This is a genomic window from Pantoea sp. RCC30.1 (genome assembly GCF_058148845.1).
Map to the genome: position 1 here is coordinate 1 of NZ_JBXUHX010000058.1, position 11,432 is coordinate 11,432.

The following is an 11,432-nucleotide window of genomic DNA, read 5'->3' on the forward strand; positions in this document are numbered from 1 at the left end:
GGTCATGGTCAGCGCATTAGACGGACAGGCATTCGCACAGGCGCCGCAGGCGATGCACTGCTGCGCGGTATAGTGCGGTTTGCCGCGAAAGTTGGGTGCTAAATCCAGCGGTTTGAAAGGGTAGCCCAACGTTGCCGTGCCGGTTTTGAGCACTTTTTTAATCAGTTTCAGCATGATTTGAACGTCTCCTTAAAGCGGCGAATTTTTGCGTTCGATGCCGTAACGTTCGATCTCTTTGTAAGGCACGACGATGGACGTTTTCTTGCGCACATCAACCACCGTCATGCGGTCGGTGCAGGAATAGCAAGGGTCAAGACTGCCGATAATCAGCGGGGCGTCGGAAACGGTATTGCCGCGCAGCATGTAGCGCAGCGTCGGCCAGTTGGCGTAGGTCGCCGCACGGCAGCGCCAGCGGAACAGCTTCTGGTTGTCGCCGGTCATGCTCCAGTGAATGTCGTCGCCGCGTGGCGCTTCGGCAAAACCGAGCGCAAAACGGTGCGGAATGTAATGAAAGCCTTCCACCGCCAGCGGGCCGTCGGGCAGGCTTTGCAGGCCGTACTCAATCATATTCAGTGCGTTAAACACTTCGTGGATGCGGACTTTCAGGCGGGAATAGACGTCGTTGCCGCTTTCGCTGTGGAGTTCAAATGGTAGTTTCGCGTAGCCAGCATAAGGATGATCCTGACGTAAATCGCGGCGGTGGCCACTGCCGCGCACCATCGGGCCGACGTTGCTGAAGTCACGTGCCACCTGAGGGTCCAGAATGCCGACGCCTATGCTGCGCTGTTGCGTATTTGGCGTGCTGAGCAGAATATCCACCAGCTCGTTCAGGTCGCGACGCATAACGCCCGCCAGCGCAAGGGTGGCAATCATATCGTCTTTTAATATGTCGCGACGGATGCCGCCGATCAGGTTCATACCGTAGGTTTTACGTGCGCCGGTCAGGATTTCGGCCATTTTCATCGACTGTTCACGGACGCGAAAAAACTGCATGAAGCCGGAATCAAAACCGACAAAGTGGCAAGCCAGCCCGAGGTTCAGCAGATGGCTGTGCAGGCGTTCCACTTCCAGCAAAATTGAGCGGATCATCTGGGCGCGTTCCGGCACCACAATCCCCATCGCGTTTTCGACCGACGAGGTATAAGCCACGCTATGCGTGAAACCGCAAATGCCGCACACGCGGTCAGACAAAAACGTCACTTCGTTATAGCCCATGCGAGTTTCGGCCAGTTTTTCCATGCCGCGATGCACGTAGAACAGACGGTAATCAGCATCGATAATGTCTTCGCCATCAACGAACAGACGAAAGTGACCTGGTTCGTCAGACGTGACGTGCAGCGGACCAATCGGCACGATTTTGCTGCCTTCTTTGACCTCGGAAATAAACGGATAGGTTTCGCCGTCGGTGGTCGGTGCCGGGCGCTGACGGTAATCCATCGCATCTTTACGCAGCGGATAGAGATCGTCCGGCCAGTCATCCGGCAGCACCAGACGGCGTTCGTCCGGCAGGCCGACCGGGCGCAGGCCGTACATATCGCGCACTTCACGTTCGCCCCAGACCGCCGCCGGTACGCGCGGCGTTACCGACGGGAATTCCAGTGAAATCGGATCGACTTCTGTGCGCACGGTGATCCAGCACTTCATGCCTTTTTCCATCGACAGCACGTAATACAGCGCGTAATTACCACACAGCGTGCGTTCATCATTGCCGAACAACACGGAAAGCCAGCCGCCCTGCTGGTAATAGAGCCATTCGACCACCTCCGGCAGCCAGTTCAGTCTGATGGTAACGGTCGCCTGGGTATCGGTCTGCCATTCGCTGCTGACTATTGCAGACGGGAACTGCTTCGCCAGCGCGGCCAGATACGCGTTGCCGACCGGATTTCGATTTAAAGCGCTATTGAACTCACTCATTGCAAAGCCTCTTCCCGCTGTGGCGGGATAAGAAAAATGTCAGGTCAGCCAGCGACCAGCCAGGAAACCAGCGCCAGAAACGCCAGACCAAACCCCGCCCATGTGGTGCGGGAGGTTTTAAGAAAGCGCAAACGCGCGACGCTGTTCTCGATAAGGGCGACCATAAACACGGCAATCAGCAGTTTCAGCAGACAGACCACAACGGCAGTCAGCAACGACAGCGGAGTCAGCTGTTGTGCCAACCCGAACGGGAAGAACAGACCGAGGAACAGCTGCAACACCACCAGTTGCTTCAGGCTGATGCCGATTTTCAGCACGCCCAGTGCAGCACCGGAATATTCGGTCAGCGGACCTTCCTGCAATTCCTGCTCGGCTTCAGCCATATCGAACGGCAGCTTGCCCATTTCGATATAGGTGGCGAATGCACAAGCCAGACCGGCCAGTGTCAGCGTTAAGGAAGAGGACAGCGGCCAGTGCAGAACGCGGGCGGCAATCGCACCAAGCGACGTGGAACCGGCGACCAGCGCTGCCACCCACAGACCGAGCAGCAGAATCGGCTCCACCAGAACACCGAGAACGGCTTCGCGGCTGGCGCCAATGCCGGTGAACGTGCTGCCGGTGTCGAGTCCGGCGATGGCAAACACAAAACGCACAACCGCAAACAGGTAGATAACGCTGATCACATCGCCCGCCGCGCCCATCGGCGAGGCGAGTGTCACCATTGGCAGGGCGGTGGCGATGACCAGTAAGCCGCCGGTCAGCAGATACGGCATACTGCGAAACGCCATGCCTGCCGCTGCGGGCGCGACGCTCTGACGCTGAAGTAATTTGGCGATGTCACGGTATTCCTGTAATACGCCGGGACCGCGCCGGTTGTGCATTCGCGCTCGTATTACGCGGCTGAAACCGGCAAACAAAGGCGCGACAGCCAGCAATGTCACCGCCTGAATGAGTGCCAGCGGCCACAGCGAACCGGCCAGCAGGGAAGGAAAGTTCATCGTCAGTTCCTCAGGCAAAAGCCACGACCAGTAATACGGCCAGTTCGATGAGCGCCAGACGACGACAGAACGCTCCCAGCCAGCCACGGTGCAGGGCTGAAACCAGTGACGATGGTGTCGCATGGCTGCGCAGACGGTAAAGCGGGGCAAACATCACGCGTAGCTGCTGGGCGAAACCGGTCGCCGTCACCACCATGTCAGCGGAGTGCGCGTAACCACAGGCCCAGGCATCGCCCCGTGAACGATTTGGCAGCCTCGCGCCGCGCAGAACTGCGGCGATAAGCCACGGCACTAACGGCATTCCCAGCAGCAAAATGGCCACCATCGGGGCAGACACCGCGGACGACGGCGAGAATGCCACGCCATGCTGAGCAGCCAGCAGAACCGGCGTGTTCAGTACGGCCGCAGCGACAGCAGAGAATTGCGGAATAATCCACGGGGAAGCCACGCCGGAAATCATGCACAACAGCGCCAGTAACACCGTGCTGAATGTCATAGCGCGTGGTCCCGGTGTGGCATCTGCTGCGGCCTGACTGCGCGGTGTACCGAGGAAAGTCACGCCAAAAACTTTGGCAATACACATCAGCGCCAGCGCGCCGGTCACTGCCAGACCGACCGCCAGCAGCGGCCCCATCAGGCGGGCAATAAAGACGTGGCTGCTGCTCAGCTGGAACAGGGACTGATACAGCAGCCATTCACTGGCGAAACCATTTAACGGCGGCAGCGCGGCCATCGACATCAGTGCAATCAGCATCGCACCCGCTGTCCACGGCATCAGACGGGCAATGCCGCCGAGTTTTTCCATATCTTTAATGCCGGTCTGCATTTCAATTTGACCGGCACCGAGAAACAGTGCTGTTTTAAACAGGCCGTGATTGAACAGATGGAACAGACCCGCCAGCAGCGCGAGTGACGCCAGAACCGGCAAATTCAGCGCCACGCCGGTCATTGCGCCACCCACACCGAGCAAAATAATGCCGATGTTTTCCAGCGTGTGATAGGCCAGCAGGCGGCGGATATCGTGTTCCATCAGCGCATACAATCCGCCGATAAACGCGGTCAGCATCGCCAGCAGCATTACAAGCAGCCCCCACCAGAGTGGCGGTGCGCCCAGCAGATCCAGACCGACTTTTACGATGCCGATAATGCCGATTTTCATCAGCGCAGCAGAGAACAGGGCGGCGGCGTGAGCGGGCGCGCTGGAGTGCGACTGTGGCACCCAGGCGTGCAGCGGGATAATCCCGGCGTACAGCCCGAAACCGGCCAGCGCCAGCAGGAAGGCCGCCGATTTAGTGCCCGGCGTAAACGCCGCATGGCGGAGTACCTCAAAATTGACGCTTCCGCTGGCATGATGCAGCAGGGCGAAGGCCAGGATCAGACACAGTGTGCCGAGGCGGCCGGATAAAAACTGATTCAGACCGGCACGACGGCTTTTCACATCGTCGGCCTGAACAATCATGAAATAGGCGCACAGGGCAGCCATTTCCATCATCAGGATCAGTTCCACGGCGCTGGCCGACATTGCCGCCGCCGTCAGAGCGGCCATCAGCAGATTGCACATCAGACCGGTGCGGGCACGCTTAGGGGCGCTGACATCCTTCAGCCACGCACAGGCATACAGGCTGCACATCAGCGCGGTGACGGACATTACCAGCAGTGTCAGGGCATTCAGTGCAGTCAGTTCAGCGTGAAAAGGCACCACCGGCAATACGGCCTGAACCGCCACACCCCCCTGCAAAATCTGTAACACCGCCACGATAACGCACAGCGCTGCCACCATGCCGCCTGCGCCAAAAATCAGGCTACTGAAGTTCGCCATCGCCGCCACAAGCCAGCCTCCGATGCCGCTCAGCCCCCAGACCAGCAGCGCCAGCGCCAGTAACGACGCCGGTTCACCGGAAAATAAAGTCGTCATTATTTAGCCTCCGTATCAGGGGCGTTCAGTGATGTTATTCCGGCGGGGAAAACGTTCATGGCATTAAGGCGTTTTTGCTGGCTGGAATATTCAGACAGGCTGGCGGTAACCAGCGTGATGGCTTGCGTCGGACAGGTTTTAATGCACGCTGGACCGTCAGGACTGAAGCTGCATAAATCGCATTTCACCGCCACGGCACGAAGCCCCGGCACGCAGTCGAGAAACGGACTGACAGCACGCGACGGCAGCGGTGCAGGCAGCGCTTTTAAGGTATTGCAGTCACGCGGGATACCGACCGGTGTGCTGGCTGAAAATGTAATCGCCCCGAACGGGCAGGCGATGCCGCACAGTTTGCAGCTCACACACAGACTCTCGTTAAGATGGATGGCGTCGTTTTCGCGGGTGATGGCGTTCACCGGGCAAACCTGTGCGCACGGCGCGTCTTCACACTGATGACACATCACCGGCACTGAATCCAGGCGGTTACGCATGACCTGCAAACGCGGTGCAGATTGTAAACCGTGGCGCAGATGCTCCTGAGAACAGGTCGCCATACAGGTATTACAGCCGATACAACGTTTCGGGTCGGCAATGACATATTGATTCATGGCGGTATTAGTGCGCATGAACTCTCCTCGGGCTATTCGTCAAATATGACGAAATCGTCACGTAAATTGATATTTCGACATTTATGTCGGAATTAATCCGCGCCTCAGCGGTAATAAAAACGATGCGGGCTGGCCGGTAAATAAGCGGGATCATCGGCGGGTGAATAATTTTTCCAGCGCAGGGTAAACCGGCTGATTGGTTTCCAGTGAATAAAACAGGCAGTCATAAATAGCCGATATTTTATTGAGGTAGTGCTCCAGCACCGCATGCTTATCTTTTATATCTACCGTGCTGTCTACCCATCCCTGCTCGTTCAGGGTGGCGTGAGAAAACGTTCGGAAATCAGGCTGTTCATCACCGTGCGCCATGTTCAGACTGTAAACGAGTTCCTGACTGTAAAAATCGTCGCTGAGATGAATGCTGATGATGAAATGGTTAAACAACGTGAAGCGGAGATCCTGCTCTTCACCGTAGGTGAATGCATGATTTATCTGGACATTTAGCTGGGTTATCGCCTGAGTCAGGCTGTTCTGATAGGTTCGCCAGTGTGATTTCAGATGACTGTTCTTGCTGGCAATATAATCCGCTTTGCTGGTCAGTTCGCTCAGTGTACTCATCGTTATTACCCGTTAAAAAGTGTTGCGCAGAGGCTTTGTGTTTATCTGGATGCCGACGTGACGACGACATACGATGTATAAGGCTCTGCTAGCATAAAACGGGCCAGTATCGTTCCTTGGTGGCTAACTGAATAACTATTAACAACTTAATCGTGTTATTCCGGCAGATTTTTCCGGTCTGAAAAGAAGGCGGATATGTCGATGTCGACTATTTTCGACGTTTCTGACGGAGAGCGTCGCGCATATTTCAATCCGGAAGGGTGTTCCTCATCGGCTATTTAATAAAGCTGGCATCAATGTTGCTTTCTTTTTTTACATTCACGATTAATTCAGCTGCCGCCGGAGAAAAAATATGCATGAAATTACGCTGTGTCAGAACGCGGTCGAAATAATGCAGCAGGTGGGGCGGAAAAATAATGCCAGAAGAATTACGGCGGTGTGGATGGAAATAGGGGCGCTTTCCTGTGTGGAACCGGAAGCGGTGCAATTTTGCTTTGCCCTGGTCTGCCGCGAAACGCTCGCTGAAGGCGCTATTCTGCATCTTGAAATACCCGCCGCCACCCACTGGTGTGACGCCTGTCAGCAGACAATCACTTTACTCAGCCCTGGCGTCTCGCTGTGTCCGCACTGCGGTGGACGTCAGGTTCAGGTCATTGCCGATAGCGGCATGAAAATTAAACGCATCGAAATTGAATAACAGACACTTAATGTGTCCCGGGAGAAGGTTATGTGCAGTATCTGTGGTTGTGCCAGTGGCAACCCGCGAATTGAAGGGACATGCTGCGGCGATCATCATTTCCACCCTCATTCATCGGAAAACCGCGACAGGCTGCCATTTGTGTCACGTCGGCTGGTGGATATCGAAATGGACGTGCTGGCGAAGAATAACCATATTGCCAGCCACAATCGTGAGCATTTTGCCGCTGCGGGCATTCTGGCACTCAATCTGGTGTCCAGTCCCGGCTCCGGTAAAACCACCTTGCTGACCCGCACCCTGAACCAGCTGGCATCCGGCGTGGCGTGTGCGGTGATTGAAGGTGACCAGCAGACAACTCGCGACGCCGACCGAATCCGCGCGACCGGTGTGGCGGCCATTCAGGTAAATACCGGAAAAGGATGCCATCTGGATGCGCAAATGGTTCACGATGCGCTGCATCAGTTGTCGCCCGCTAAAAACAGCCTGCTGTTTATTGAGAATGTCGGCAATCTGGTCTGTCCGGCCAGCTTTGATCTTGGCGAGCGACACAAAATAGCGGTGCTTTCGGTGACCGAAGGCGAAGATAAACCGCTGAAATACCCCGATATGTTTGCCGCCTCCGGGCTAATGATCCTCAATAAAATTGATCTGCTGCCGTACGTCAGCTTTGACGTCGACGCCTGTATCGCCCATGCGCGACAGGTTAATCCCCGTATTGAGGTGATCGCCCTGTCAGCCACCACCGGCGCCGGGATGGATCAATGGCTGGCCTGGCTGGAGCAGCAGCGATGTGCATAGGCATTCCGGGACAGATCGTTGCGCTGCATGAGAAGCAGGGTGATCACGCGTGGGCCGAGGTCTGCGGTCTGCGCCGTGAAGTCAATATTGCGCTGGTCTGTGAAAATGAACCTGAAGCGCTGGTCGGTTGCTGGGTGTTAATCCATGTCGGGTTCGCCTTAAGCCGACTGGATGAGTGTGAAGCCCGGCAAACCCTGGCCGCACTGCATGCGATGGGCGAAGTGGAAACCGATGTTGCTCTTTTTCTGCGCGGAGGAGAGAAAAGATAATGCGTTTTGTTGATGAGTTCCGGGATCCGCAACTGGCTAAAACGCTGCTTGAACAGTTGCACCAGCGGGCGGGATTACTGCCGTATACCGCCGACAAACCGCTGCAGATTATGGAAGTCTGTGGTGGTCATACCCACGCTATTTTCAAATTCGGTCTGGACAAACTGCTGCCGCCCCAGCTGGAGTTTATCCACGGACCGGGCTGTCCGGTCTGTGTATTGCCGATGGGGCGCATCGATGCCTGTTGTGAGATTGCCGCCCATCCTGAGGTGATTTTTTGTACCTTTGGTGACGCGCTGCGCGTGCCGGGGCAACACGGATCACTGGCGCAGGCGCGTGAACGCGGCGCGGATATACGGGTGGTCTATTCACCGCTGGATGGGCTGAGACTGGCACGTGAGAATCCGGCGCGGCAGGTGGTATTTTTCGCCCTCGGCTTTGAAACCACGCAGCCAGTGACTGCCGTGACGCTGCAACAGGCGCGGCGTGAACGGCTGACCAATTTCAGCCTCTTCTGTCAGCACATCAGTCTGATGCCCACCCTGCGCAGCCTGCTCTCACAGGAGGATGTGCGGATTGATGCCTTTCTGGCTCCCGGCCACGTCAGCATGATTACGGGCGCCGCACCTTATCATTTTATCAATCAGGAATTTGGCAAACCGCTGGTGATCAGCGGCTTTGAACCCCTCGATATCCTCCAAAGCGTGCTGATGCTGGTGACACAGGTTTGCGAAATGTCGTGTAAAACGGAAAACCAGTACCGCCGCGTCGTGCCAGAGCAGGGTAACCTGCTGGCTCAGAAAGCGATGCGAGAGGTGTTTACGCTGACTGGCAGTAGCGAGTGGCGCGGGCTGGGGATGATTGAACGCTCAGGTATTTCCCTGACATCTGCCTATGCGACGTTTGATGCGGAGCATAGGTTCCGCCCGCAGGCGCAGCCGGTAGCGGACGATCCCCGTTCCCGCTGCGGTGAGGTACTGACCGGGCGCTGTAAACCGCATCAATGCCCGCTGTTTGGCACCGGCTGTACGCCGCACAATGCCTTTGGCGCACTGATGGTCTCCTATGAAGGGGCGTGTGCGGCATGGTATCAGTACCGGCATCAGGAGGCGGCTATTGCCAGCCAGCCACAGCATAAACAACAACAGAAGGTCAGTCAGGATGAATGAGGCTAACGACGTCGTTACCATGGCGCATGGCAGCGGGGGACGCGCGATGCAGCAGCTTATCGATCAGCTGTTTCTCCGCGCCTTCGACAACCGCTGGCTCAATCAACGGGAAGATGGCGCCCAGTTGTCGCTTGCCAGTCTGAGTGCGCAGGGTGACCGGCTGGCCTTTACCACTGACAGCTACGTGATCGATCCGATTTTTTTCCCCGGCGGTAACATCGGCAAGCTGGCGGTATGTGGAACGGCTAACGATCTGGCGGTCAGCGGTGCGACACCTGGCTGGCTCTCGTGCGGCTTTATTCTGGAAGAGGGCTTTCCCCTGGTTGAGTTACAGAAGATTGTCAGCCTGATGGCGCAGACTGCGCGCGATGCCGGTATGGCGATTGTGACCGGCGATACTAAAGTGGTGCAACATGGCGCAGCCGATAAAATTTTTATTAATACCGCCGGGATAGGCGTCATCCCGGGCGCTGTCAACTGGTCCGCCCGCGCAATAAAAGCGGGCGATAAAGTGATCGTCAGCGGTACGCTCGGCGATCACGGCGCGGCGATCCTTAACCTCCGTGAAAAGCTGGGAATGGATCTGGGCGTGGAGAGTGACTGTGCGGTGCTGGCGCCGATGATTGCGCCGCTGCGATCGCTTGTGGGTATCCATGCCTTGCGTGATGCCACGCGCGGCGGCGTGAATGCCATTTTGCATGAGTTCAGTGTGGCCAGTGGATGTGGCATTTGCATCGACGAGCAGGCATTGCCGGTTAAAACCGCGGTGCGCGGCCTTTGTGAACTGCTGGGGCTGGAACCGCTGAACTTCGCCAATGAAGGCAAGGTGGTGGCGGTAGTCGCTGCGCAGGCCGAAGAGGCGGTGCTTGCGATGATGCGCAGCCATCCGCTGGGAAGAGATGCCACAACCATTGGCGACGTGACGCAGGACCCTCAGGTCTGTCTGCGCGGCACACTGGGCGTGACACGGCAGCTCACGTTGCCGCATGCGGAACCCTTACCTCGCATTTGTTGATCTCATCAGGGCGATGACGAAATTGACAGGCGTAAACTTCTTCTGCGGTCGGCCGCTCAAATGAGCAAAATTTTCAGGCAACTTTATCCAGAGCTAACGCTATGCAGAGTGCAACCATGAGCAGCATAAAACACCAGGGATTACTGGAACTGACGCGCACCTTACTGGTGCAACAGACCATGACGTCACTGCTTGAAACCCTGACACAGATGATCCGGACCGCCGGTATTGCGGAGAGTGTGACGCTGGTACTTTTCGCCAGCGACAGTGAACGCGTCAGTTTTTACGGTCTCGATTCGCATCATCAGGGGGTCAGTTACCAGGATGAAACACTCCTGGCAACCGGCCCGGTGCATGCGCTGCTGCACAATCCGGACACGCAGGTCTGGCGCAGTGACGCGTTGCATCGACGCTATCCGCAACTGGCGGCATTGGACCTCTATCCATCCTTTAGCCACTATTGTCTTGTCCCTTTACTGGGATCGGAGGGGGTGCTGGGCGGCTGTGAGTTTACCCGCCTGCAGGCGACACCGTTCAGTGAAGAGGATAAAAGCGGCCTGTCTGAACTTTGCACCCTGGCGGCGATTGCGGTCGAACAAATTCAATTACGTGAAAACGCGCTCCACCAGCAATCCCTGCTGCGCCACGAGCGCGATGACTTTCGTATCTTGGTCGATATCACCAATGCTGTGCTGTCAAAATTGGATCTTGACGAGCTGACAGGCGAAATTGCCAAAACCATTCACCATTTCTTTCATATCAATGCCATCAGCATTGTGTTGTGTGATGCCGATAAGGAGGGCGCAGAGGCGAGTGTCTATGCCACGCATTACGTCCGGAGCCATGTTGCCGAACGCGCGCAATCGCGTATGGCGCTGGCAGGCACGCTGGAACAGCAGGTGATGAAAAGCGGTGAAATGCTGCTGACCAGCGAACAACCGGATGACGAAAAGGCGGGGAATACCAGTACGCTTTTTCATCTGCTGTGGCGTGAACAGAGTAAAACGCTGTGTGTGCTGCCCCTGCGCTTCGGCCACAAAACGCTGGGCGTATTAAAGCTGGCTCGCTGTCTGCCGGATAACTTTAATTCAACCAACCTGCGGGTATTGCAGCAAATCGCCGAACGTATCGCCATCGCGGTGGATAATGCGCTGGCCTATCAGGAAATCAAAAGCCTGAAAGAAAAGTTACAGCATGAAAATCTCTATCTGACCGAGCAGATTAACAGCCATGACGCTGATTTTAATGACATTGTTGGACGAAGTCCGGGTATGTCAGCGGTGCTGAAACAGGTAGATATTGTGGCGAAAAGTGACTGCTCGGTACTGATCCTGGGGGAAACCGGAACCGGTAAAGAGCTGATTGCACGCGCAATTCATAATCTTGGCGATCGTCGCGATCGACGGATGGTAAAAATGAACTGTGCAGCGA

At 56.3% G+C, this 11,432-nt stretch carries 12 protein-coding genes; 6 read left to right on the forward strand and 6 right to left on the reverse strand.

Features of this window, described 5'->3' with window-relative positions:
* From AC2LB6_RS23965 to AC2LB6_RS23990, 6 genes are all read right to left on the reverse strand, one after another.
* On the reverse strand, nucleotides 1-174 hold a 174-nt coding region (locus tag AC2LB6_RS23965), incomplete at its 3' end, for a 4Fe-4S binding protein (RefSeq protein WP_490095393.1).
* A 15-nt stretch (nucleotides 175-189) separates the two neighbouring features.
* A complete protein-coding gene (locus tag AC2LB6_RS23970) occupies nucleotides 190-1,914 on the reverse strand; it encodes a hydrogenase large subunit (RefSeq protein ID WP_490095383.1) in 1,725 nt (574 codons plus the stop codon).
* Between the two features lie 44 nt (nucleotides 1,915-1,958).
* On the reverse strand, nucleotides 1,959-2,912 hold the full coding sequence (locus tag AC2LB6_RS23975) for a respiratory chain complex I subunit 1 family protein (RefSeq protein ID WP_490095384.1): 954 nt from the start codon (nucleotides 2,910-2,912) through the stop codon (nucleotides 1,959-1,961).
* 10 nt (nucleotides 2,913-2,922) lie between these two features.
* Nucleotides 2,923-4,827 carry a proton-conducting transporter transmembrane domain-containing protein gene (locus tag AC2LB6_RS23980; protein WP_490095385.1) on the reverse strand — a complete coding sequence of 635 codons (1,905 nt, stop codon included), beginning with the start codon at nucleotides 4,825-4,827 and terminating at the stop codon, nucleotides 2,923-2,925.
* Nucleotides 4,827-5,435: a 4Fe-4S dicluster domain-containing protein gene (locus AC2LB6_RS23985; protein ID WP_490095394.1), complete on the reverse strand. Its 609-nt coding sequence runs from the start codon at nucleotides 5,433-5,435 to the stop codon at nucleotides 4,827-4,829. Before AC2LB6_RS23985 ends, AC2LB6_RS23980 begins: the two co-directional genes overlap by 1 nt.
* Before the next feature lie 150 nt (nucleotides 5,436-5,585).
* Nucleotides 5,586-6,053, reverse strand: a complete 468-nt coding sequence (locus AC2LB6_RS23990) for a formate hydrogenlyase regulator HycA (RefSeq protein WP_490095386.1) — start codon at nucleotides 6,051-6,053, stop codon at nucleotides 5,586-5,588.
* Nucleotides 6,054-6,405: 352 nt separating this feature from the next.
* On the opposite strand from AC2LB6_RS23990, the gene hypA reads away from it, so the two are divergent.
* The 6 genes from hypA to AC2LB6_RS24020 all read left to right on the forward strand — a co-directional run.
* Nucleotides 6,406-6,750, forward strand: a complete 345-nt coding sequence (gene hypA / locus AC2LB6_RS23995) for a hydrogenase maturation nickel metallochaperone HypA (RefSeq protein ID WP_490095387.1) — start codon at nucleotides 6,406-6,408, stop codon at nucleotides 6,748-6,750.
* Between the two features lie 30 nt (nucleotides 6,751-6,780).
* Nucleotides 6,781-7,548: a hydrogenase nickel incorporation protein HypB gene (gene hypB, locus AC2LB6_RS24000; protein ID WP_490095388.1), complete on the forward strand. Its 768-nt coding sequence runs from the start codon at nucleotides 6,781-6,783 to the stop codon at nucleotides 7,546-7,548.
* Complete coding sequence (gene hypC / locus AC2LB6_RS24005; RefSeq protein ID WP_490095389.1) at nucleotides 7,539-7,817, forward strand: HypC/HybG/HupF family hydrogenase formation chaperone; 279 nt, start codon at nucleotides 7,539-7,541, stop codon at nucleotides 7,815-7,817. Before hypB ends, hypC begins: the two co-directional genes overlap by 10 nt.
* Nucleotides 7,817-8,986 (forward strand): hydrogenase formation protein HypD, encoded by a 1,170-nt coding sequence (hypD, locus tag AC2LB6_RS24010; RefSeq protein ID WP_490095390.1) that lies wholly within the window; start codon nucleotides 7,817-7,819, stop codon nucleotides 8,984-8,986. Before hypC ends, hypD begins: the two co-directional genes overlap by 1 nt.
* Nucleotides 8,979-10,001, forward strand: coding sequence for a hydrogenase expression/formation protein HypE (hypE, locus tag AC2LB6_RS24015; protein ID WP_490095391.1), 1,023 nt, complete (start codon nucleotides 8,979-8,981; stop codon nucleotides 9,999-10,001). Before hypD ends, hypE begins: the two co-directional genes overlap by 8 nt.
* Before the next feature lie 116 nt (nucleotides 10,002-10,117).
* On the forward strand, nucleotides 10,118-11,432 hold a 1,315-nt coding region (locus AC2LB6_RS24020), incomplete at its 3' end, for a GAF domain-containing protein (RefSeq protein WP_490095392.1).

Excerpts from the sequence above, each read along its gene's own strand:
- hypE (WP_490095391.1), top strand. The coding sequence starts at position 8,979 with ATGAATGAGGCTAACGACGTCGTTACCATGGCGCATGGCAGCGGGGGA.
- hypC (WP_490095389.1), top strand. The coding sequence starts at position 7,539 with ATGTGCATAGGCATTCCGGGACAGATCGTTGCGCTGCATGAGAAGCAG.
- hypB (WP_490095388.1), top strand. The coding sequence starts at position 6,781 with ATGTGCAGTATCTGTGGTTGTGCCAGTGGCAACCCGCGAATTGAAGGG.
- AC2LB6_RS23985 (WP_490095394.1), bottom strand. The coding sequence starts at position 5,435 with ATGAATCAATATGTCATTGCCGACCCGAAACGTTGTATCGGCTGTAAT.
- AC2LB6_RS23980 (WP_490095385.1), bottom strand. The coding sequence starts at position 4,827 with ATGACGACTTTATTTTCCGGTGAACCGGCGTCGTTACTGGCGCTGGCG.
- hypD (WP_490095390.1), top strand. The coding sequence starts at position 7,817 with ATGCGTTTTGTTGATGAGTTCCGGGATCCGCAACTGGCTAAAACGCTG.
- AC2LB6_RS23990 (WP_490095386.1), bottom strand. The coding sequence starts at position 6,053 with ATGAGTACACTGAGCGAACTGACCAGCAAAGCGGATTATATTGCCAGC.
- hypA (WP_490095387.1), top strand. The coding sequence starts at position 6,406 with ATGCATGAAATTACGCTGTGTCAGAACGCGGTCGAAATAATGCAGCAG.
- AC2LB6_RS23970 (WP_490095383.1), bottom strand. The coding sequence starts at position 1,914 with ATGAGTGAGTTCAATAGCGCTTTAAATCGAAATCCGGTCGGCAACGCG.
- AC2LB6_RS23975 (WP_490095384.1), bottom strand. The coding sequence starts at position 2,912 with ATGAACTTTCCTTCCCTGCTGGCCGGTTCGCTGTGGCCGCTGGCACTC.